Origin of the sequence: uncultured Lamprocystis sp. (assembly GCF_903933125.1) — a bacterium.
In the GTDB taxonomy this organism is placed as follows: domain Bacteria; phylum Pseudomonadota; class Gammaproteobacteria; order Chromatiales; family Chromatiaceae; genus Thiodictyon.
The window spans coordinates 1-21,118 of record NZ_CAIZIZ010000186.1; the positions used below are offsets into that span (position 1 = coordinate 1).

The 21,118-nt window shown below is 65.7% G+C and carries 20 protein-coding genes; 7 read left to right on the forward strand and 13 right to left on the reverse strand.

Annotation, left to right across the window (positions count from 1 at the left end; genetic code table 11):
* Positions 1-108: 108 nt before the first annotated feature.
* The 9 genes from QZY03_RS09285 to QZY03_RS09325 form a co-directional block, all read right to left on the reverse strand.
* On the reverse strand, positions 109-465 hold the full coding sequence (locus tag QZY03_RS09285) for a Na+/H+ antiporter subunit G (protein WP_295580290.1): 357 nt from the start codon (positions 463-465) through the stop codon (positions 109-111).
* Between the two features lie 22 nt (positions 466-487).
* A complete protein-coding gene (locus QZY03_RS09290) occupies positions 488-757 on the reverse strand; it encodes a K+/H+ antiporter subunit F (protein WP_295580292.1) in 270 nt (89 codons plus the stop codon).
* Positions 751-1,287 carry a Na+/H+ antiporter subunit E gene (locus QZY03_RS09295; RefSeq protein WP_295580294.1) on the reverse strand — a complete coding sequence of 179 codons (537 nt, stop codon included), beginning with the start codon at positions 1,285-1,287 and terminating at the stop codon, positions 751-753. The genes QZY03_RS09290 and QZY03_RS09295 overlap by 7 nt, the downstream gene beginning before the upstream one ends.
* Before the next feature lie 5 nt (positions 1,288-1,292).
* Positions 1,293-2,825, reverse strand: coding sequence for a monovalent cation/H+ antiporter subunit D (locus QZY03_RS09300; protein ID WP_295580296.1), 1,533 nt, complete (start codon positions 2,823-2,825; stop codon positions 1,293-1,295).
* Positions 2,826-2,855: 30 nt separating this feature from the next.
* Positions 2,856-3,185, reverse strand: coding sequence for a Na+/H+ antiporter subunit C (locus QZY03_RS09305; RefSeq protein ID WP_295580298.1), 330 nt, complete (start codon positions 3,183-3,185; stop codon positions 2,856-2,858).
* 70 nt (positions 3,186-3,255) lie between these two features.
* Complete coding sequence (locus tag QZY03_RS09310) at positions 3,256-6,072, reverse strand: monovalent cation/H+ antiporter subunit A (RefSeq protein ID WP_295580300.1); 2,817 nt, start codon at positions 6,070-6,072, stop codon at positions 3,256-3,258.
* Positions 6,073-6,405: 333 nt separating this feature from the next.
* Positions 6,406-6,594, reverse strand: a complete 189-nt coding sequence (locus QZY03_RS09315; protein WP_295580302.1) for a DUF2892 domain-containing protein — start codon at positions 6,592-6,594, stop codon at positions 6,406-6,408.
* Between the two features lie 94 nt (positions 6,595-6,688).
* The gene (locus tag QZY03_RS09320) at positions 6,689-7,351 is read right to left on the reverse strand and encodes a Crp/Fnr family transcriptional regulator (RefSeq protein WP_295580304.1); all 663 of its coding nucleotides are present in this window, start codon (positions 7,349-7,351) and stop codon (positions 6,689-6,691) included.
* A 37-nt stretch (positions 7,352-7,388) separates the two neighbouring features.
* Positions 7,389-10,277: a DUF349 domain-containing protein gene (locus QZY03_RS09325; RefSeq protein WP_295580306.1), complete on the reverse strand. Its 2,889-nt coding sequence runs from the start codon at positions 10,275-10,277 to the stop codon at positions 7,389-7,391.
* A gap of 173 nt (positions 10,278-10,450) precedes the next feature.
* Here QZY03_RS09325 and QZY03_RS09330 point away from each other — a divergent pair, with 173 nt between their 5' ends.
* The 4 genes from QZY03_RS09330 to QZY03_RS09340 all read left to right on the forward strand — a co-directional run bounded on the left by QZY03_RS09330 (position 10,451) and on the right by QZY03_RS09340 (position 16,821).
* Positions 10,451-14,494: a response regulator gene (locus tag QZY03_RS09330; protein ID WP_295580308.1), complete on the forward strand. Its 4,044-nt coding sequence runs from the start codon at positions 10,451-10,453 to the stop codon at positions 14,492-14,494.
* A gap of 275 nt (positions 14,495-14,769) precedes the next feature.
* Positions 14,770-15,246, forward strand: coding sequence for a response regulator (locus QZY03_RS32030; RefSeq protein ID WP_363169490.1), 477 nt, complete (start codon positions 14,770-14,772; stop codon positions 15,244-15,246).
* Positions 15,233-15,784 carry an HD domain-containing phosphohydrolase gene (locus tag QZY03_RS32035; protein WP_363169492.1) on the forward strand — a complete coding sequence of 184 codons (552 nt, stop codon included), beginning with the start codon at positions 15,233-15,235 and terminating at the stop codon, positions 15,782-15,784. The genes QZY03_RS32030 and QZY03_RS32035 overlap by 14 nt, the downstream gene beginning before the upstream one ends.
* Before the next feature lie 593 nt (positions 15,785-16,377).
* A complete protein-coding gene (locus tag QZY03_RS09340; RefSeq protein ID WP_295580310.1) occupies positions 16,378-16,821 on the forward strand; it encodes a hemerythrin domain-containing protein in 444 nt (147 codons plus the stop codon).
* Positions 16,822-16,834: 13 nt separating this feature from the next.
* Here QZY03_RS09340 and QZY03_RS09345 read toward each other — a convergent pair whose 3' ends face one another.
* The 4 genes from QZY03_RS09345 to QZY03_RS09360 all read right to left on the reverse strand — a co-directional run bounded on the left by QZY03_RS09345 (position 16,835) and on the right by QZY03_RS09360 (position 19,171).
* Complete coding sequence (locus QZY03_RS09345; protein ID WP_295580312.1) at positions 16,835-17,626, reverse strand: hypothetical protein; 792 nt, start codon at positions 17,624-17,626, stop codon at positions 16,835-16,837.
* Positions 17,627-18,295, reverse strand: coding sequence for an MBL fold metallo-hydrolase (locus QZY03_RS09350; RefSeq protein WP_295580314.1), 669 nt, complete (start codon positions 18,293-18,295; stop codon positions 17,627-17,629).
* 1 nt (position 18,296) lies between these two features.
* The gene (locus QZY03_RS09355) at positions 18,297-18,533 is read right to left on the reverse strand and encodes a DUF465 domain-containing protein (protein WP_295580316.1); all 237 of its coding nucleotides are present in this window, start codon (positions 18,531-18,533) and stop codon (positions 18,297-18,299) included.
* Positions 18,534-18,658: 125 nt separating this feature from the next.
* Complete coding sequence (locus tag QZY03_RS09360; protein WP_295580318.1) at positions 18,659-19,171, reverse strand: OmpH family outer membrane protein; 513 nt, start codon at positions 19,169-19,171, stop codon at positions 18,659-18,661.
* 253 nt (positions 19,172-19,424) lie between these two features.
* Here QZY03_RS09360 and QZY03_RS09365 point away from each other — a divergent pair, with 253 nt between their 5' ends.
* Genes QZY03_RS09365 through QZY03_RS09375 form a run of 3 tightly spaced genes read left to right on the forward strand, consistent with a single transcriptional unit; the run spans position 19,425 to position 21,112 of the window.
* Positions 19,425-19,964 carry a DUF2058 domain-containing protein gene (locus QZY03_RS09365; RefSeq protein WP_295580320.1) on the forward strand — a complete coding sequence of 180 codons (540 nt, stop codon included), beginning with the start codon at positions 19,425-19,427 and terminating at the stop codon, positions 19,962-19,964.
* A 40-nt stretch (positions 19,965-20,004) separates the two neighbouring features.
* On the forward strand, positions 20,005-20,775 hold the full coding sequence (locus QZY03_RS09370) for a TatD family hydrolase (RefSeq protein WP_295580322.1): 771 nt from the start codon (positions 20,005-20,007) through the stop codon (positions 20,773-20,775).
* Between the two features lie 7 nt (positions 20,776-20,782).
* Positions 20,783-21,112, forward strand: coding sequence for a hypothetical protein (locus tag QZY03_RS09375; protein ID WP_295580324.1), 330 nt, complete (start codon positions 20,783-20,785; stop codon positions 21,110-21,112).
* Positions 21,113-21,118 lie beyond the last annotated feature (6 nt).

The following is a 21,118-nucleotide window of genomic DNA, read 5'->3' on the forward strand; positions in this document are numbered from 1 at the left end:
CTGCGTAGTCAGGGCTTCCAGCCCTGACCGTTCCAGTCCCGACGCCGTCAGGCCAGGATAGCCTGACGACGCACTTTCACGGTAAAGCCCTGGACTCCGGGCATGGCGTCAGCCCGCGCCGGCTTCCCCGCTCTGCGCCGCGGATTCAGGCTTCGACTCGGGCGCGGGCGCCAGGCTGTGCAGACGCTGGTGCAGTGCCGCCTTGGCAAGCAGGTGGGCACTCACCGGCGCGGTGATGAAGAGGAAGAGCGTCACCAGGACTTCGTGCAGGCTCAGTCCGTCGCCGCGGGTGCTGAACCAGACGGCGGAGGCGACCAGCAGGCTGCCCACGCCCAAGGTCGTCGCCTTGGTGGGGCCGTGCAGGCGGGTATAGAAATCCCGCAGACCCACCAGCCCCAAGGCCCCGATCAGGGTGAAAACAGCCCCGGCCAGAATCAACACCGACACCAGCAATTCAATCATCATGCTATCCACTATCCACTATCCACTACTCAATAATATCGCCCCGCAACAGATACTTGCACAGCGCAACCGTCCCCACGAACCCCATCATGGCGATCAGCAGTGCCGCCTCGAAATAGAGCGCGCTGTTCTGTTGGATGCCGAACAGGACGATGAGCGCGACCGCATTCACCGCGAGGGTATCCAGCGCCAGAATGCGGTCGGGCCGGCTCGGGCCGATCAGCAGTCGCCACAGGGTCAGGAGGGCGGCGAGGCCGACCAATGCGAATGCCAGCGGGACGACGGTGTTCAGCATGATTCGAAGACCTGTTTCAATGGGGCCTCGTAACGCGACTTGATGGCGGCGATCAGCGCGGCTGAATCGGTCAGATCCAGCGCGTGGATCAGCAGGGTGCGCCGGTCCGGGCTCAAGCGTGCCGAGACCGTGCCCGGGGTCAGTGAGATGGTGTTGGCGAGCAGGCTGATCGCAAGATCCGAGGTCAGGTCCAGCGGGAGTTCCACGAAACCGGGCCTTAACCGCTGCGGTCCGCGTAGGATCAGCCAGGCGACCGCCAGATTGGCGACCAGGATGTCGTAGAGCACGACGCCGATGAAGCGCAGCAACACCAGCGGCCGACGAGCCTGGACCCGCTCGGGCCAGAAGCGCAGGGTGAAGCGCGGGATGGCCCAGCCGAACAGCAGGCCCAGCAGGAACTGTCCAGCCGAGACGCTGTTCGCCAACAGGAGCCAGATGACGGTCAGCGCGGCCGTCAGGATGGGGTGGGGCAGCAGTCGGTGCAGTCTGCTTTTCGCCGCTGGTGCGGCGCCATCCGTCGGGTTGTTCATCGTGGTCATCCCTCGCCCAGCACGGCCCGCACATAGCCGTCCGGTTGCAGCAACTGCTCAGCCGTGGCCGCGGTGTAATCGCTCAGCGGTCCGGCCCAGAAGGTCATGGCCGCGCCCAGGGTAAGCAGTCCGGCGACCGGCGCTAAGGCCCGCCAGGTCGGCGGCGGGACCGCGGTTCCGGCGTCCGCCTCAGCGATTTGGTAGAACAGCAGGCTGCCGGAGCGTGCCAGGGTCAGCAGCGCCAGCAGTCCGCCGCCGAGCACGATCCCCAGCACCCAGACCGCCGCCGGGTGATCCAGCGCGGCGCGCAGGATGAGGAACTTGCCGATGAAGCCGGACAACGGCGGCAGCCCGACGATCAGGATCGCGCTCAAAAAGAACAGCACGCCAAGAACCCAATGGCGCCCCATGACCGGACCGGGTGCCAGGCGGTCGGCGAGTGCTCCGCGCTGGCCGGCGATCAGCTCGGCCAGCAGGAACAGGGCCGCCGCCGCAAAGGTGCTGTGCGGCAGGTAATAGAGTCCGGCGCCGATGCCGGACACCGTGCCCAGCCCGATGGCGGTCAGCAGGGTTCCGATCGAGGCCACTACCAGATAGGCGATCTGCAGGCGCAGCCGCGCGCTGCCGGCCGCCCCGATCAGGCCCACCGCCAGGGTGAGCAGGGCCACCGGCAGCAGCCAGTCGGCGATCAGATTGGCCACCGGACCGGCGTCGGCGCCGAAGATGAGCGTAGAGACGCGCAGGATGCTGTAGGCGCCGACCTTGGTCATGATCGCGAACAGGGCCGCCGCCGGTGCGCTGGTATTGGCATAGGCGGCGGGCAGCCAGAGATAGAGCGGCACCAGGGCCGCCTTGAGGGCGAAGACGGCGAACAGCAGGAGTCCGGCCGTGCGCACCAGCGGCAGGTCTTGCGGCGACACGGCCGCCGCCTTCTCGGCCAGATCGGCCAGGTTGAGGGTGCCGAGGATGCCGTAGAAGGTGCCGGCGGCGAACAGGAACAACGTCGAGCCGACCAGATTGATGACCACATAGTGCAATCCGGCACGGGTTCGCCGCCGCCCGCCGCCGTGCAGCAGGAGCCCGTAGGAGGCGAGCAGCAGGACCTCGAAAAAGACGAACAGGTTGAACAGGTCGCCGGTGAGAAAGGCCCCTGACAGCCCGAAGATCTGCAGTTGGAAGAGCACGTGGAAATGACGTCCGTCCCGGTCACTTCCCAAGCACGCGTAGGCCAATGCGAACCAGGCCAGGACACTGGTCGTCACCAGCAGCCAAGCGGCCAGCCGGTCGGCGACCAGGACGATGCCGAAGGGTGCCGGCCAATTGCCCAGGGCGTAGACCAGCACGGACCCGTCGGCGACTGCGCGGGTCAGCACGAGGGCCAGGACGATCTGGCCGAGCGCGCAGGTCAGGGCGAAGGCGCGCCGCCAACGTAGGTCCAGCGACCGGCCCAGCAGCAGTGCGATCCCCGCCAGCAGGGGCAGCAGGACCGGGGCGATGACCAGTTGGCTCGCCGTCACCGCGTCCACCCGCTGCCGCACGGCCGGTCCGGCAAGCCGGTCGTGCGGCGCTCACGGCTCATGCATTCCATCCACATGGTCATTTCCCAGTTCGGCTCGCGCCTTGAGCGCCAGCATGATGACGAAGGCGGTCATGGCAAAGCCGATGACGATGGCGGTGAGCACCAGGGCCTGGGGCAGGGGATCGGTGTAGGCCGCGGCGCTCGGGTCGATGAGCGGCGGCCGGCCGACGACCAGCCGGCCCATCGCGAATAGGAACAGGTTCACCGCGTAGGACAGAAAGGTCAGTCCCAGCACCACCGGAAAGGTGCGGGCGCGCAGGATGAGATAGACGCCGCAAGCGGTCAGGGTGCCGATGATCAGGGCCAGCAGTGCCTCCATCAGCCGTTCCCCCTCGTGGGAGCGGCGTCCCGCCGCGATGAGTCCCGCGCGATCTTCAATAAGGTGTTCATCAGTCGGCCCCGCTGGCGTCCGCTGTTTGATCCGCCGACGGATGGCTCGCGTCATGCACCAGCCCCAGGTGGATCAGGATCAGCAGGGTCGCACCCACCACCACCAGATAGACCCCCAGATCGAAGGCCATGGCCGAGGCGAGTTCGAAATCACCCAGCGGCCAATGGATATGCGTGAAGGTCGAGGTCAGGAAGGGATAGCCGAGCAGCAGGCTGCCGAGCCCGGTCAGCGTCGCGATGAGCAGACCGGCGCCGATCAGCGGATGCAGGTCGCCGGGCAGGCGTGCGTGGGTCCAGGCCACCCCGTTGGCCAGGTATTGCATGATCAGCGCGACCGCGGTGATCAGTCCGGCGATGAACCCGCCCCCCGGCTGATTGTGCCCGCGCAGCAGGATGTAGACCGAGACCAGCAGCGCCAGCGGCAGCAGCAGACGCACCAGCGAGGCCATGATGGCCGGGTGCAGATCCGGATCCCACGGGCGGCCCTGATCGTCACGCGCCGGCCCGGTGAGTTGCAGCTGCTCCAGCATGGCGTAGATCCCCAGCGCGGCGAGCGCCAGCACCGTGATCTCGCCCAGGGTGTCGTAGCCGCGGAAATCCACCAGGATCACATTGACCACATTGGTGCCGCCGCCGCCCGGCAGACTGTTGGCCAGGAACCAGTCGGCGATGGACGCCTGCGGCCGCGTCAGCACCGCCCAGGCCAAGGCGGCAGCGCCGCCCCCGGCGACGAGCGCCAGCAGCAGGTCGCGGCCCTGGCGGATGCGACTGGACTCCGCGGGGGTCGTCTGCGGCAAGAAATAGAGTGCCAGCAGCAGCAGAATCACGGTCACCACTTCCACCGACAGCTGGGTCAGCGCCAGATCCGGGGCGGAGAAGTACAAGAAACTCAGTGCGCAGCCGAGCCCCACGGCCCCCAGCAGGATCAGCGCCGTGAGCCGCTGACGGTGCAGGACCACCACCAGCACCGCGGTACTCATCAGCCCCAGGGCGGCCAGCCCACCGGCTGGGCCCACCGGCAGCAGCGGGCGGGGGCCGGTCAGCGGTACCGCCTGCCCCCACCAGCCGGTGAGGCCGAGCAGCAGCGCGCTCAGCACGAAGAAGAGCAGCATCCGCTGCAACGAACCGGTATCCAGGCGGGCGGTCACCCAGGCGGTCAGGGTGAAGACCCCTGCCACCAGCCAGTCATAGCCCCGGCGGGCCTCGAATCGGCCCTCCACCCGGTCGGCCAGGGCGAACAGGGGGCGGCGGCCGAGATAGACCAGTCCGCCGCCGGCCAGGGCGATGACGCTCATCCACAGCGCTGGACTGAACCCGTGCCAGATGGCCAGATTGTGGTCCGGCAAGGGGCCTTGCAGAACCCCGGCAGCCGCCACCGCCAGCAGGGGTTCCACCGTCAGCGCCGGCAGCATCCCGACCAGGATGCAGATGGCCACCAGCACCTCCACCGGAACCTTCATCCAGCGCGGCGGTTCGTGCGGCGTGCGCGGCAGGTCCACCGGTTTGCCGTTGAAGAAGACGTCATGGACGAAGCGCAATGAATAGGCCACTGCAAAGATGCCGGCGAAAGTCACCGCGGCCGGCACCAGCCAGCCGAAGCGGTAGAGGCTAGCGACTCCCACGGCCTCGGCGAAGAACAGTTCCTTGGACAGGAACCCGTTGAACAGCGGCACCCCGGCCATGGCCGCCGCCGCCACCATGGCGAGCGTTGCGGTGTAGGGCATGTAGCCCCAAAGGCCGTTGATGCGGCGCATGTCGCGGGTGCCGGTCTCATGGTCGATGATGCCGGCGGCCATGAACAGCGACGCCTTGAAGGTCGCGTGATTGATGATATGGAAGACCCCGGCGAGCGCGGCGAGCGGCGTGCCGATGCCGAACAGCATGGTGATCAGCCCCAGGTGACTGATGGTGGAGTAGGCCAACAGGCCCTTCAAGTCATGTTTGAAGAGCGCGATCACCGCGCCGATCACGAGCGTCAGCAACCCGGTCAGCCCGACCAGCCAGAACCATTCCGCGGTGCCGGACAGCACCGGGAAGAGCCGTGCCAGCAAAAAGACCCCGGCCTTGACCATGGTCGCCGAGTGCAGATAAGCCGACACCGGCGTTGGTGCCGCCATGGCGTTGGGCAGCCAGAAGTGGAAGGGGAACTGCGCCGACTTGGTAAAGGCGCCGAGCAGGATCAGCACCAGCATCGGCAGATAGAGCGGATGGGAGCGGATCAGATCGCCGGCGGCCAGGACCGCGCTCAGCTCATAGCTGCCGACGATCTCACCCATCAGCAGCACGCCGCCGAGCAGCGCCAGCCCGCCCATCCCGGTCACCGCCAGCGCCATGCGCGCCCCGTTGCGGGCCTCCGCGCGCTGATGCCAGTAACTGATCAGCAGGAAGGACGACAGACTGGTCAGTTCCCAGAAGATCAGCAGTTGGATCAGGTTTTCAGACAGCACCAGCCCCAGCATGGAGCCCATGAACAGCAGCATGAAGCAATAGAAGCGTCCCAGCGGGTCCTGCGGCGAGAAATAGTAACGGGCGTAGAGCACGATCAGGAACCCGATGCCCAGGATCATCAGGGCGAACAGCAGTCCGAGCCCATCCAGGCGAAAGACCAGATCGAGCCCCACCGTCGGCATCCAGCTGATCCGCTCGACCAGCGTTGCGCCGGCAAAGGTGTCCATGGCGCCCTGGGCCAGCCACCCGCCGGCCGCCAGAGTCGCGGCGCCCGCGATCCAGGCGGCGACATTGGGCCCAAGGCGCGCGGCCCAGGCCGCCAGCGCGGCGCCCAGAAACGGGGTGATGACACAGAAGACGAGCTGCATGGGGCCGATGGACTCCGGGGCCGCGTGGCCGATCCGCAACAGGCGCGGATCGCTGCCGATCGGACGGATTCTACCTGACTGGCGCACCGGGTCGACAGGAACCGTGGCGTTGGTCTTCCTGCAGGTTTCGAAAAAATAAGGGGTCCACGAAGGGGACCCCTTGGAACCACTTCGCCTCGTGCCCGGTGAACGGACGCGAGGCGCCCCGGCTTTGTGTAGTCAGGCCATCCTGGCCTGACGGCGTCGGGACTGGAGCGGGTCAGGGCTGGAAGCCCTGACTACGCAGCGGTCGAGAGGACTTTCATGTTCCGGGGTGCGCGGGCGCCATGGCCGTTAGCCGCAGGTCTTCATGCCGAACAGGGTGTAGGCCGGGCACCAGCTCATGGCGGCGGTGGCCAAGGGCACGATGCCGATCCAGCCCCAGACGCCGATGGTGCCGGTGAAGGCCAGACCGATCAGGGCGATGCCGGCGACGGCGCGAATGGCACGATCAGTGGTGCCGATGTTCTTGGTGATGCTCATGGTGTCGATCTCCGCAAGGTTGGTGAATGACTGCCCCGTTGTGCGGGGATGTTGGTCAGACTACAGGACGGTATCGCTGGGTTCAGTGACAAAATCACTGAGGCCCGCGGCTGATCCGCTGCAGACCCGCGCGATCCAATACCTCCAGGGTCGAGCGCCCCAGCCGCACCAGGCCGGCTGTCTCCAGCCGCTTCAAGTGCCGTGAGACGACCTCGCGTGCCGTGCCCAGTTCGACGGCGATTTCCTGGTGGGTGGCCGCGATCGGCGCGGGGTCGGCGCGCGCCAGCAGGAAGTCGGCCAGCCGCCGTTCGATCGGCCGGAAGGCCAGTTCCTCCATGCGGGTGATCACCTCGGCGATGCGGTTGCCCAGGTTGGCGAAGACGAAACGCCGGAAGGTCGGCGCTTCTTCCAAGGCGCGGTCGAAGACCGGCTTGGTCAGCGTCAGGACACGAACCGCGGTCTCGGTGAAGCCCTCTGCCGGATAGTTCTCCCCGGAGAGGATGCAGCAGGTGGTGAGCACGCACGCGTGTCCGGGCAGCACGCGGTACAGCACGGCCTCGCGGCCGCCCTCGCCGATGACCTGGACACGGACGCTCCCGGTGAGCACCAGCACATAGTTGTGACAGGGGGCGCCGGCATGGAACATCGGTTGATCCGGCGGGATGTCGAGCCGCTGGGCACCGTCGATCAGGACGCGGGTGGTCGGGTCACCGGCCGCCAGGGCGGGGAACAGGTGGTGCCAGGCGCTGTCAGTCACGGCCGTTCAACCGATGCTGATCTACCCCTGGCGTGCGTCATGCCGGCTCGCTCTCCGATGGCCGCACTGGCGTCGGACCGGCCTGGAGCGCTCGCGCGACCCGTTCGACCCGTGCCGCGAGGTCCGCATCGCGTGGCGCCGGGCCGCACAGATACCAGGCAGGCAGCAGATCGACCGCGTCACGCAGGCTGTCGCCTTCGCCCTCGCTCATCCGCTCGGCGAGCCGGCCGACCTGGAGCTTGAGTCGTTCCTGGGCCAAGGCGGGGGGCGAGTCCACCCCGGCCGCGACCTCCAGTTCCAGAGCCAGCCGTTCCCGCCGGACCCGGTTGAGTTCGGCTTGCGCTTGCAGTTCGGTGCGCCGTGCCGGATCGGCCGCCGCCGCCAGGGCCGTGCGCCAGCGGGCGTCCAGTGTCGCCTGCTGCTGCCGGTCCGGCAGTTCCGGCAGGGTGGACCAGGTCGGTTCAAGGTCCGCGACCGGCGTGGCCGCACCCGCCGGGTCGAGGACGGCCTGCTCCAGGGTCTCGCATAGCGCCGACCGTTGGGCGAGGAGTTCCATTGCCGTGCGTTGCGCCGCCGCCTCGATTTCGGCACGGCGTTGGGCGATCTGGTCGCGCACCTGCTGCCAGCGGCGATTGACGGCCGCGGCCGCCTGGCGCGGCAGCGGGGCGGATTCCCCGTCGCGCCAGCGCTGTTCAAAGTCGCGCAGCCCCGCGGCCAACCGGCGCGGGTCGGCCTCGGCCGCCGCGAAGGCGAGGGCCTCCGCACAGAGCGCCTCGCGGGCGGCCAGGTTCTCCGCCAGCTCGCTGCGCTGCGCTTGGTGCTGGGCTGAACGGCGCTCGAAGACCGCATCGCAGGCCGCGCGGAACTCCTGCCACAGGCGATTCTCATCGCGCTGGCGGGCCGGGACCGTGGTGTGCCACTGGCGCTGGATGGTCTTGGTCTCCTCGATGGCCGCGTCCAGGTCGGCCATCTCCGCCAAGTCTTTCACGCGTTTGATCAGGCCCTGCTTGAATGTCTGGTTGCGCTCCCGTTCCTCCTCGATGCGCTGGTCCAGCATCCGGATGGCACGATGGAAGCGGCGCTCCAGCCGATGCCGCGCGCGCGCCTCGCAGGGGCCGATTAGCGACCAGGCCTGACGCAGTTCGCGCTCCGCGTGCAGGACGCGCTTCCAATCCACGCGCTCCCAGTCGACCTGGGCCAGGAAGTCATCAAGCTGTTGGCAGACCTGTTCGCGCGCGGCCCGATTGGCCGCCTGCTCGGCCGCCTGGGCTTCGAGTACGGGGCGCACGCGCGCGTGCACGGCCGTGCTGGCCTCGTGGAAGCGCTCCCATAAGGTCTGGTTTCCCGGTGCGCCGGACTGGTCCAGTTCTTTCCAGTCCGTTTGCAGCACATGCAGCCGCTCGGCCACGGCTTCCAGCGGCAGATCCTGATCGCGCAGGGTGATCATGGCCGCGCACAGGGCCTCGCGGTGCTGATCCGCGCCCCAGCGGCGCCAGTGTTGCAGGTCGCGGACCCGCGGGCTCAGTGCGCGCAGGCGCGCGGCGGACGACCCGGTGGCATCCTTGGGCAGACCGCTGGACTGGATGAGGTCCAGAGCGGCTTGCAGGCTCTGGTGAAGGGGATCGGCCTTCTTGAGTTCCCCAGCCTCGATCAGGGCCTCGAGCGCGTCGATGCGGGCGGGGAATTCAGCCAGGCGTTGGCGCGCGTGGCGCTGCTGGGTCTGGAGCCGGTCCTCCAGGCGGCTCGCCAGATCATTGAAGGCGGTCGTCTCGGTGGCGGCCAGGTCCGCGGGCAGCCCCTCGCACAGGGCGCGGCCTTGCTCGATCAGGGTGCGGGTTTGCACCAGGTCGAGCAGCCTGGCGTCCTGCGTGAGCCGCTCGGCCTTGGCCAGGGTGCCGCGCAGCCGCTCGCGCTGCTTGCGCAGTCGCAGTTGGGACTGCTCGATCGCTTCGGTGGCCTGCAATTGCTGGTTGAACCGCCGGTCGAATCCCGCCTGCTCGCCGTCGGGCAGGGCCTCCAGACTCGCCCAGGCGACGGTCAGCCGTTCCCGCGCCGCGCCGATCTGATCATCGGCGGCGCGCGCCGCGAGCTGTGCCGCCTCGGTAATCAATGCCTCGCGCTCGGCGCGCAGCGCGACCCGCGCCTCCTGCGCCGCGATCTGGGCGGCATTGGCGGCACGGTCGTTGTCGAAGGCCGCGATGAAGCGCTCACGGGCGGCGGTATAGCGGGCGCCGTCGGCGGGGTCCGCCTGGGGCGCGATCTCGGCCCACTGACGATCCAGGTGATCGAGCAAGGCGCGGTCCGCCGTCCATTGCTGCAGGTGGCCCAGGCGCTCGGCGCGCTCGCACAGGTCGGTGCATAAGGCGTGGATCCGCTTGGGTTCCTCCTCGCGGGCGGTGATCCGGCGGAGTTTCTCACGGGCCGTGCGGTACACCGCCTTGTCTTTCTTGCCGATGGCGCGTGCCACCTGTTCCAGCGCCTGGCGGTCATCGAGTCGGGCGACCGCCGCGCCGCGGTTGGTGGCAGCGGTGTCGCGCAGGGCGCAGTCCGCGAGCACACCCGGCGCACTGACCCGGTCGATGGCGGCGCGCCGCACCTCGGGCTCCTTGGCGTCGCGGGCCAAATGTTCCAGGAGCCGCGGGTCCGCAACCAGGGCGACATCCGCGAGCCGGTCGGCCAGGGACAGCTCGGCCTGATCGGCGCCGCTCAACAGGTTGCGATAACGGACGGCGGCGAGTTCACGCACGCCGACGTCGTCGTCCTGGGCGAGAATGTCGCGCAGATGCTGGAGGCTCGCCAGGCGCCGGACCGCGTCGAGGCGAATGGCGCGGTCGCCATGGTTGCGCGCAAGCTCCAGTAGATCCTCTGGGCTCGTCTGGTGCTCCGCAGCCGGGCGGTGTTTTTTCAGAAAGCGATCGAAAAACATCTGCAATCAATCCGCGTATCTTCCCGTGACCGGTCATTGTACCCGAGCGGCCACGCGGCGTTAGGGTCACGCGCAAGATAAATCGGCGGGATCAACCGGATTTCGCAGGATTTGCAGGTGCAGTAGTTGCCGGGTAGCATTCGCCGATCGTGTTGATCCGGAAGACTCCAACGATGCCCTCGATCCGCTCCTCGCGACGCCTGTGGTTCGCCGGGTTGGTGATGGTGCTGGGTGTCGCGCTTGGCGTCGCTGCAACCCTGTTTCACCGATCGCAGATGCAGCATCTGCGGGAATCGGTCAACCGTGACCTCGACACGATCGGCGCCTTGACCGCCCAGCGGATCGTCGTCTGGCGTGCCGAGCGGATCGCCGACGCCGGGGTGCTGACGGACAGCGTCCTCCTGAGCGACGCCGTTGCCCGCTGGCGTGCCGCGCCGGATGAGGTGGCTACCGAATCGCTGCTGACTCACTTGCAGGGACTGCAGCGACGTTATGGCTATCAGGATGTGGTGCTGCTCGACCCGGACGGACGGGCCGAGTTGAACCTGACCGGTGCGGATTGCCCTGACCAGGGCGCGGACCGTGCTGCGCTGGCCTTGGCGCTACGGGTCCGGCAGCCGGTACTTACCGACTTGCATACCAGTCCGGCGTGTCCGTTTCCACATTTGAGTGTGATCGCCCCCTTGTTCGCGGATGCGCTCGGGGATGCGGACCGGAATGCCCGGCCGCTTGGGGCGATCGAGTTGCGCATCGATGCCGCGGACGACCGCCCGGAAGGCCGGGGTCCGACCGGCACGGCGACCCGTGAGGATCGCGTCATTGTCTGTGCCGATTTTCTCGCCAATGCGAGCACCTTGCCCTGGCAGCAGGCGGGCCGGCGGGCGGGTTGGGCGGCCTCGGTCAGCCTGCCGATCCACTCCGCCGGAGCGGTCGGTGGCGCCTTGACGCTGTATGCACGACAGCCGGGGATGTTCGGCGACAAGGAGGTCGCCTTGCTGGAACAAGCCGCCGCGAATCTGTCGTTCGCCCTGGATGCGCTCGATCGGGAACAGCAGCGCCGGCAGGCTGAACTGGCGCTGCAAGAGGCCTCCGACCGTTATACGAGGATGCTCGGCACGACGAGCGACGGCTTCTGGTTGGTCGATATCGCCTCGGGACGGCTCCTGGACGTCAATGCGGCGGCCGTGCGGATGAGCGGCTACTCACGCGATGAATTGCTCGCAATGCGCATTACCGACCTGGATGTCACGCATGACTCCGATGATGTGGACACGCATAACGCGCGCATCTTCGTACAAGGTTTCGATCGGTTCGAAACGCAGCACCGCACCCGTGACGGCCGGATCATCGATGTGGAGGTCAGCACCACACCCGACGCGCAGTCCCGAACCTTCCTGGCCTTCCTGCGCGACATCACGCAGCCGAAACAGGCCGCGCGCGAAATCCGGTTACTCAATGCCGAACTGGAGACCCGGGTCGCTCAGCGGACTGCCGAACTAGGCGCGACCAACGAGGAATTGCGCGCGATTTTCGATTCGGCAAGCGTCGGGATCGTGCTGACGCGTGATCGTACCATTGTGCGCTGCAATCGCCGACTGGAAGCGATCTTCGGTTGTGCCGCCGGCGAGCTCGCCGGGTCGCCAACCCGTATCTGGTATCCGGATGAGGCGAGCTATCTCGCGATTGGTAAGGAGATCGACGGGCAGTTGGCGCAGGGGGAGATGCTCATTGGGGAGGTCCGGTTCGTCAAACAGGACGGTACCCTGTTCTGGGCACGACTGCGGGGACGCAAGCTCAATCACGACGATCCCACGACGACGACGCTGGCGACCATTGAAGACATCACCGACGAACGCGAGGCCTATGAGCGCCTGCGTCAAGCCAAAGAGGCCGCGGAAGTGGCGACGCGTGCCAAGTCCCAGTTCCTGGCCAATATGAGCCATGAAATCCGCACGCCGATGAACGCCATCATCGGCTTGACGCATCTGTTGCAGACCATGGACCCCGATCCGGACCATCGGGAAAAACTGGGGAAGATCACCAACGCCTCCCGGCACCTGCTGCAGATCATCGACGACATCCTGGATCTCGCCAAGATCGAAGAACAACGGCTGGTCCTGGAAGAGACCGCGGTCGATCTGGAGGCGGTGATCCGCCACGTCTGCGCCCTGGTGGGCGAGAAGGCGTTCGCCCGCCAGTTGGAGCTGGTCGTGGATTTGGACCCGACCGTGGCCGGGGCCCTGCCGTTACGCGGCGATCCGACGCGCCTGGCCCAGGTGCTGCTGAATTTCCTGGGGAATGCGGTCAAATTCACCGAGCGGGGCGCGATCCAGTTGCGGGTGCGGGTGGTGGAAGATGGTCCAATGGACCGCGTGTTCCGCTTCGAAGTCCAGGACACGGGCATCGGTATCGCCCCCGAACATCTGGATCGTTTGTTCGAGGCGTTTGAGCAGGCCGACACCTCCACCACACGCCGTTTCGGCGGCACCGGCCTGGGTCTGCCCATCAATCGTCGGCTGGCCCGGTTGATGGGTGGTGAGGTGGGCGTCGACAGCCAACTCGGCGTGGGCAGCACCTTTTGGTTCACCGCCCGGCTCGGCAAGATGACCAGCGCGATCCATCATCCGCTGCGTCCAGCCGCGCTCCGGGGCTGGCGGGCACTGGTGGTGGATGACCAGGCCGACGCGCGGGAGGTGCTGGCCGCCATCCTGTCCGCCTGGGGGGTCGAGGTGACGGCCGTGGACTCGGGCGAGGCCGCGATCGCGCAAGTCCAAGCCGCTTCGACCCATTACGACCTGATTCTGCTGGATTGGCGGATGCCGGGATTGGACGGCATCGAGACCGCGCGGCGCATCACCGGCCTGGCGCTGGACCGGCTGCCCATCTCACTGCTGCTGGTGACGGCGTATGACGATGCGAACCTGCGCGACAGCGCGCGGGAGGCCGGTTTCGCATCCGTGCTGATCAAGCCGGTCACCCCGTCCGATCTCCATGATGACCTGAGCCGGATTCTGGCGGGGACTGCGCCGGTCGAGCCCCCAATGAGCCTGACGCGCTCCGCCGCCGCGGCAACCCTGTCCGCGGCCCATCGCGGGACCTCGGTACTCCTGGCCGAAGACGACTTGATCAACCAAGAGGTCGGTCGGGAATTGCTGCGCGCCGTCGGTCTGGACGTGGCGATCGCCAACAACGGTGCCGAGGCGCTCGCCATGGTTCAGCAGGGCACCTACGCCCTGATTCTGATGGATATGCAGATGCCGCAGATGGACGGCCTGACGGCGACACGGGCGATTCGGGCCTTGCCGGGCGGGCAGGCATTGCCGATCCTGGCCATGACCGCCAACGCCTTCGCCGAGGACCGTGATCGCTGCCTGGCGGCGGGCATGAACGACTTTATCGCTAAACCGGTCGATCCTGCCACGCTCTACGCGACCCTGCTGCACTGGTTGTCGCCGATGTCTCAGGGGACGGCGCGCATTCTATCCCTGGCCAATGATGACTCTGATGGCGGTGCGCAACCGCCCGCTGAGCGGCGCCCGGCAGGCCAATCGGCGCCTGACAACGCCGCGGGCACGCCGGTCGATGCACTCGCGGCGGCGACAGCGCTCACCCCGACCGCGGTTGCGGTCGGGGTGCTCGATCTCACGCGGGCACGCGGTAATTTTGGCGATGTCAGGGTCTATCATCGGTTGCTGGGGCAGTTCGCCGAGTCGTACCGCACGGCGGGTCATACATTAGGCGACCTGATTGCCCGCGGCGATTGGACCGCGGGCGCCGGTCTGGCCCACAAACTCAAGGGTGCCGCGGGGATCTTGGCCCTGAGCGAGGTGGCGCGCCGCGCCGCGCTGATCGAGCAGAACCTCAAGTCGGAGCGTACGTCCGCTGAGGATTGGGCCGGACTCCAGGACGCGCTCGACGCCGCGGTTGACGCGATCGGGCGGGTCGCCGGTGAGCCTGCCGAGGTTGTCGTCCCGCGCCCTGCCGTCATTGATGTCGACGCGGTCAGTCGATTATTGCAGGCAGTGTTGCGAGCGCTCGATACCGACAGCCCGGATCCGGCCGAGTCCAGTCTCGCCGAGTTGGACCAAGCGCTGCCGGGCGATCAACTGCGCAGCGTGCGCGCGTGTGTCGACAGATTCGATTTCCGCGCCGCGGAGGCGGAGGTGCTGCGGGTGGCGCACCAATTGGGGATTTCTTTAGTGAAGGGTCAGAAATAAGTTAAGGCTATTTCCGACAATGTGGATACCGGTCATTGTAGGTGCGACTTCAGTCGCACTTGCGTCCGAATCGGTGCGACTGAAGTCGCACCTACATCCGAACCGGCCCCGATCAAGATTCCGGCCGCTTGGGTTCGCCGGGTGCGTAGTCAGGCCATCCTGGCCTGACACCGTCAGGGCTGGAAGCCCTGACTACGCATGCCGCTGGCTAGGATTACGATCAAGACCTGTTTCGCTTATTAGTGAACGATTTCCCAATCTGCTGGAGCGTCACCATGTCGATTAGACCCATCCTCTGCGTGGATGACGAGCCCGCCAATCTGGCCTTATTGCGGGAGACCCTGAAAGACACCTATACGCTGGTGTTCGCGCGCAGCGGAGCGGATAGCCTCGCGGCGGTTGCGAAACACCAGCCCGCCCTGATCCTGCTCGACGTGCAGTTGCCGGATATGGACGGCTATACCGTGTGCCGCCGGCTCAAGGCGACGGCCGCGACCGCGGACATCCCGGTGATCTTCGTCACGGGCCAGGCCCGGGAAGTCGATGAACAGGCTGGCTTCGATGCCGGCGGCATTGATTACATCACCAAACCGGTCCGTCCGTCGATTGTCAAGGCGCGGGTCCGGGCGCATCTCTCGCTGGTTCACGCGAGCCGACTTGAAGAAGCGTATCGCGATGCCGTCTATATGCTCGGTGCCGCCGGCCATTTCAATGATTCCGATACAGGGGTGCATAAGAATGGCTGCCTATAGCCGCGCGCTGGCCAGGGCCGCGGGTTGGGAACCGGAGCGCTGCGACCTGCTCGAGATGGCCGCGCCAATGCACGATACGGGCAAGATCGGTATTCCAGCGGCGATTCTGAAGAAGCCGGGAAAGCTGGATCCGGGTGAATGGGACATCATGAGAACTCATACCCTGATCGGTCACCAGATCCTGAGCCGCAGCCATGCACCGGTTTTTCAATTGGCCGCCGAGGTGGCCCTCGGTCACCACGAGCGCTGGGACGGCAGTGGCTATCCGCAGGGTCTGATCGGCAGCGAAACGCCCGAGTCGGCCCGCATCGTCGCCCTGGCGGACGTATTCGACGCCTTGTCGATGAAGCGCGCCTACAAGGAAAGTTGGTCCATCGAACAGATCGTTGCAAACCTGACAGACGGCGCCGGACACCATTTCGACCCGCGGTTGGCGCGCCTGTTCATCGATATCCTGCCGGAAATCCTCAGCCTCAGGAGCCAATGGGAGGCACGGGACGGCGACGTCCTCGCCTGGTCCCAACACCTGCCCGCCTGACGATCGAGCGACTGTCCGGTCAAGTCTTGTCGTCGCGGGGGTTTTTCGTGTCGCGGCGCTGATTGCTCGTTATTAGTCGCTTGCGAGGTATCTTAAATTTTCTGCGCAGATGTGTTACGTAACTCTCGGATTTTATTTTTGCACGGCCGCGAGGCGACCTGCGGCGTAACGATTCCGCTGGCCCTGCGAATCGCGTGAATCTGACACAAATGAAATGAATTTTGACACGGTGCCGATTTTGAGTTAAACCATTACTCATAGCGGAGCATTGCTTTCAGCGGAGCGAAACGGGAATGACGCAATGCAGCAATTGCCTGGTAATGCTGCAATGCAGCAATCGGCGAGAATGCTGCAATGCACAATCCGCTGCGATGGTATCATACGGCAATCGAGTGTAATTGATGCAATGCAGCAATCGTCCGACGTTGATGCCTTGCAGACATTAAACGTACCCGCATCGGGGTTTGGTCTTAGGGAATACCCGCAGATGCGGACAGGCGGCGGCACGAAGCCAAAGAGGGTCGGACACGACACGTCACTGACGGTTTTTACTTCCGGTGGCGCTGGTCAACTAACAACGAAGAGGACAATTCATGTACACCTTAGATGGCTATCGTAGCACCCACTCGGAGTTGCGCCAGACGATCGATGACCTGCGCTCGATCCTCACGATGGAGCAACTGCGGATACGCCCCAACGCTAAGACCGCATATGAGTTGTTGTGCGACCTGGGCGAGCGCGTGCGCAGACACCTGGCCGCGGAGGATCGTGGGATCTATCCCAGCCTGCTGATCCACGACGATCCAAAAGTCAAATCCATCGCCTGGGGGTTCATCAGCGGCGAGCGGCCGTTACGGCAGACCTTCGACGACTACTACACGCGCTGGCTGAAGACCTGTGATTTCAATTTCAGCAGCGAGTTCCTCGCCGAGACCCACGAGGTGTTCGACCTGGTCGCGCAACGGATCGATAGCGAGGAGCGGGTTCTCTTCCCCAAGCTCGTCGAAATCGGCATGTTCAACGACGTGCGTGCGTAACTCCGTCCATCGCTCAGGCCTCACCGGGACCACGGACCTTGTCAGCAAGGACGGCGGCCACCGCGGCCGGTTCGCTCGGCAGTGACACCCCAGCTGCTGCGGCCAGCAGTATCAGTACGGCAATGAACGGGCTGTCGGGTGTGGCTGCGGGTTTGGTGTCAAGACACTGCTCGTAGATTTGCGCTAGCCGACGGACGAAGCGGCGACCGATGTCGGTGAAGATCGGCATTGTCCGCGACGGCGAGACGGGCGTGGGGTGGGCGGTCAGCCGAGCGACGGCGACGCTCACCCGTTCCAGTTCCCCGCGCAAGGCGTCAAAATAGTCATCGTCATAGGTGCGCTGGAAGCGGTCGCAGGCGCGCATCGCGGTGCCGATCGCGGCCCGCTCGGTGTCACTCAATCCACGCAGTCGCCCTGCCAGGATGTTGGCAGTCGCGACGATCTCCTCCAAGGTCGGATTTGACCGGGCCTGTTCGAGCGGGGGTGCAACGGTGTCTGGGGGCGGTGCGACCTCCGGTTCCGGGCTGAGCGCGGCCCGACGGAACTTGGCCAGATCATAGGCAATCGCGGAGACGAAGAGCGCATGGCTCTCGGCATCGCCAACTGCCGCCGCGATCAAAGGCGCGAGCAACGCCTCGCGTTGTGCGTCGCTCAGCCGGTAAGGCTCCAGGAAACGCGCCTGCGGCGGACGCGGCGCGGCAGTCTCCTCCGCAGGAACCGGCGGCGGCGGATGGGCGCGAACCCATTGACCGCGCCGGCCCCCATCCTGCCCGTTGGCAGGACTGTCGGTGGTTGCTTTGCGCACTCAGAACGCCGTATCCCACCGTCCGCCGCCCCGGCTGGCCGCTCCGACAAACGGGTTGGTGCGGCGCTCCTGCCCGAAGGTCGACATGGGTCCATGTCCCGGGATAAAGCGCACCTCATCCCCTAAGGGGAAAAGTCGTTCGGTAATCGACGTGATCAGGTCCCGGTGATTACCGCGCGGGAAATCGGTGCGTCCGATCGACCCCTGAAAAAGCACATCCCCGACCTGAGCAAGGCCGCCGGCGGCGTGATGGAAGACCACATGGCCCGGGGTATGCCCCGGGCAGTGCAGTACATCCAGGGTTGCCTCGCCGACGGTGACGGTGTCGCCCTGCGTCAGCCACTGGTCCGGCTCGAAGGCCCGGACCGGCGGCATCCCGAACATCTCACATTGTTCGGGCAGTGCATGGATCAGGAAGGCGTCGTCGCGATGGGGGCCGGTGATCGGCAGATCGAGCCGTGCGGCCAGGTCCCCGGCGGCGCCGACATGGTCCAAGTGTCCATGTGTCAACAGGATGCGTTCGGGCGTGAGTTTCAGTTCGTCGATCAGCGCCAGGATGCGCGCGGCCTCCCCGCCGGGGTCGATGATCGCCGCGCGGCGCGTGTGTTCGCACCAGATCAGCGTGCAGTTCTGCTGAAAGGGGGTGACGGGAAGGATGCGGAAGTCCATATCAGCCGCGCAAGAAGCTATAGAGCCGGTCCTTGAGGGCCAGACGCTCTTTTTTCAGTTCTTCAATGGTCTCATCGGCGACCGGGATGCCGAGTTCCTCGAGTTGGCGCACGCGGGCGTCGAGGTCATCGTAGTCGGTCATCAGATGTTCGAAGACCGGGTTGGCGGCGCGCATACTCGAAATTTTGCCCGTTAACTCCGGAAATTCGTGCAGCAGGTCATGGGGTTCACCAAGCATTTGATCCGTGCCTCTTCACGTGGATGGCCGCCGCAAAATACGGCGGTGAGCCGCTAGTTTACCGCAGGGTGACGCGGCGGAAATACCTTGGTCACATGGAACCCGGCAAGCAGGCCGCCGCGGGATCACTTGGCGCTTGCGTCCATCTGTTTGACGACCTCGTCGGTGATGTCGGCGGACTTGTCCATATAGATGATCCCTTGGAGGCTGCGTTCCACGACCATGCCGATCTTTTTCTGCTTGGCGACGACCTCCACCGCCTTCTGCGCCGAGATCAAGACCTCGCGGCCTCGTTCTTGCTGGGCCTTCAGTAACTCCTGCTGGAAGGGCGCGGCGGTCTTTTCGAAGGCTTCGATGCGCTTCTTGAGTTCCACCTCCTTTTTGGCGAGTTGGTCCTTGCTCATGAGCGCGGCCTCCCGCGCCAGGCTGGCCTGGAGTTGCTTGATGGCCTGCTCTTCCTCGCCGAGCGGTTTGGCTTTGGGCTCGAACTCTTTGCGCAGTTGCTCCTGAACCTTACTTCCCAGCTTGCTTTTCTCGATCACCTGCTGCATGTCCACAAAGCTGACATCGGTCGCTTGGGCCGTGGCCAGCGGCAGCATTAAAAGCAAGAAAAGCGAGAGAATATGGCGGCTTGGCATGACGAAGGCTCCTAGCTGTTGCGAGTGGATTGGGGATGCCGGCAAGTCGGGTTCAGGCCGACAGGTTGCGCGGACGACGCTGGTGCGGGATTCTAACAGGATGTGCGAGGCGACCAATGACGGTGTTGGCGTGGACGGCGCGCGGCGGTCCGGTCGACCGTGGCAGTGGTTCCAACCTTGCGCTTCGCGTCGCGCTATTGGATGCTCTGCGTCTTCGGGGCCGTGCCGGCCTCCTTCAGTGAGTGGTGGCATCGTGGGTAACTCGCTTCAGGAACAATTGCTGAAGGCCGGTCTGGTCAGTGAGCAGCGGATCAAGGACGTGCGTACGGATAAGCGCAAGACGGTCAAACAGACCGGTAAACGCACCCCGCCGGCCGAGGATCCGGTGCGCCAGGCGGCCGAACGGGCACGGGCCGAGAAGGCGGCCAAGGACCGTGAGCTCAACCGCCAGCGTCAGGACGAGGCGCAGCGGCGCGCCCGCGAGAACGAGACGCGCCAGCTCATCCATACCCACCGGGTGGTGCGCGAGGGGGGCGATCTGGCCTACAACTTCACCGACGGGACCAGTCTGAAGCGTCTTTATGTGAACAAAGACCTGCACGCCCGGCTGGTAGACGGGCGCCTGGCGGTGGTGCGTCAGGACGCCTTCTACGAGTTGGTGCCGGCGGAGATTGCGGTGCGCGTGCGTGAACGCGATGCCAGTCTGGTGCTGGTGCACAATCAGCCGGCGAAGCAGCCCGAGGCGGATGATCCTTATGCCGATTTTCAGGTGCCGGATGACTTGATGTGGTGAGTCGGCTTAGGCGCGGAGCCCCGGCGACGCGCGACAGACGATGAGACTGATCGACACTCACTGCCATCTGGATGTCGCCGAGTTCGACCCGGACCGGGCGGCCGTGCTCGCCCGGACCCGCGCCGCCGGGGTGACCGGACTGGTGATCCCGGCCATCCATCGCGCCGGTTGGCCGGGGTTGCTGGCCTTGTGCGCCACGGCGGCGGATTTCTATCCGGCCCTGGGGTTGCACCCGGTCTATCTGGATCAGCATCAGGATGTCGATCTGGCCGCACTGGAACGGGCGATTGCCGATGCCCGACCGACGGCCATCGGTGAGATCGGGCTCGATTTTTATGTGCGGGAGCTGGATCGCGCCCGCCAGCAGGCGCTGTTCGAGGCCCAACTCGCGATTGCCCGCGTGGCCGGCCTGCCGGTGCTGCTGCATGTGCGCAAGGCGCACGAGCAGGTGCTGGCGACGCTCAAGCGCATCCCGGTGTGCGGCGGGATCGCCCATGCCTTCAGCGGCGGGAGCGAAGAGGCGCGCCGCTATCGCGACCTGGGGTTCGCGCTCGGCTTCGGCGGGATGCTGACCTTCGAGCGGTCCAACAAACTCCGGGCCATGGCCGCGGCCCTGCCGGTCACGTCCATCGTGCTGGAGACCGACGCTCCGGATTTGACCGTTGCCGCCCATCAGGGCCAACGCAACAGCCCGGAATACCTTCCGGACGTGCTGGCCGCCTTGGCGCAGGTGCGCGGTGAGGATCCGCGGCGGTTGGCGGAACAGACCACCGCGAATGCCGCTGCCGTGCTGGGATTGCCCGTTGATTGACCGAAACATGCACACTCAGGAAGGGTTCACTGATAAGTTAAAGAAATCCATGAGCGGATGCCTTTGCGTCTCGGTCGTTGTCGTTGTCGTTGTCGTTGTCGTTGTCGTTGTCGTAATCGAGCTGCTGAGTAATGCTGCGATTTACGGGTCCGCGAAGCGGACGGGAAGCGGTAATGATCTGATCTTTATATATTTTCCTGTCAATTTTGCGGGTTTTCGCCTACAGATTGCAGGGCTGCCAAATCGTTTATCCGATTACGACAACGACAACGACAACGACAACGACAACGACAACGACAACGACAACGATTGTATTCATTGCCTAACTTATTTCTGACGAATC

Coding starts and splice junctions, on each gene's coding strand:
- QZY03_RS09375 (WP_295580324.1), top strand. CDS start 20,783: ATGCACACTCAGGAAGGGTTCACTGATAAGTTAAAGAAATCCATGAGC.
- QZY03_RS09315 (WP_295580302.1), bottom strand. CDS start 6,594: ATGAGCATCACCAAGAACATCGGCACCACTGATCGTGCCATTCGCGCC.
- QZY03_RS09355 (WP_295580316.1), bottom strand. CDS start 18,533: ATGCTTGGTGAACCCCATGACCTGCTGCACGAATTTCCGGAGTTAACG.
- QZY03_RS32035 (WP_363169492.1), top strand. CDS start 15,233: ATGGCTGCCTATAGCCGCGCGCTGGCCAGGGCCGCGGGTTGGGAACCG.
- QZY03_RS09285 (WP_295580290.1), bottom strand. CDS start 465: ATGATGATTGAATTGCTGGTGTCGGTGTTGATTCTGGCCGGGGCTGTT.
- QZY03_RS09340 (WP_295580310.1), top strand. CDS start 16,378: ATGTACACCTTAGATGGCTATCGTAGCACCCACTCGGAGTTGCGCCAG.
- QZY03_RS09370 (WP_295580322.1), top strand. CDS start 20,005: ATGAGACTGATCGACACTCACTGCCATCTGGATGTCGCCGAGTTCGAC.
- QZY03_RS09295 (WP_295580294.1), bottom strand. CDS start 1,287: ATGAACAACCCGACGGATGGCGCCGCACCAGCGGCGAAAAGCAGACTG.
- QZY03_RS09350 (WP_295580314.1), bottom strand. CDS start 18,295: ATGGACTTCCGCATCCTTCCCGTCACCCCCTTTCAGCAGAACTGCACG.
- QZY03_RS09325 (WP_295580306.1), bottom strand. CDS start 10,277: ATGTTTTTCGATCGCTTTCTGAAAAAACACCGCCCGGCTGCGGAGCAC.
- QZY03_RS09330 (WP_295580308.1), top strand. CDS start 10,451: ATGCCCTCGATCCGCTCCTCGCGACGCCTGTGGTTCGCCGGGTTGGTG.
- QZY03_RS09305 (WP_295580298.1), bottom strand. CDS start 3,185: ATGGAGGCACTGCTGGCCCTGATCATCGGCACCCTGACCGCTTGCGGC.
- QZY03_RS09360 (WP_295580318.1), bottom strand. CDS start 19,171: ATGCCAAGCCGCCATATTCTCTCGCTTTTCTTGCTTTTAATGCTGCCG.
- QZY03_RS32030 (WP_363169490.1), top strand. CDS start 14,770: ATGTCGATTAGACCCATCCTCTGCGTGGATGACGAGCCCGCCAATCTG.
- QZY03_RS09310 (WP_295580300.1), bottom strand. CDS start 6,072: ATGCAGCTCGTCTTCTGTGTCATCACCCCGTTTCTGGGCGCCGCGCTG.
- QZY03_RS09290 (WP_295580292.1), bottom strand. CDS start 757: ATGCTGAACACCGTCGTCCCGCTGGCATTCGCATTGGTCGGCCTCGCC.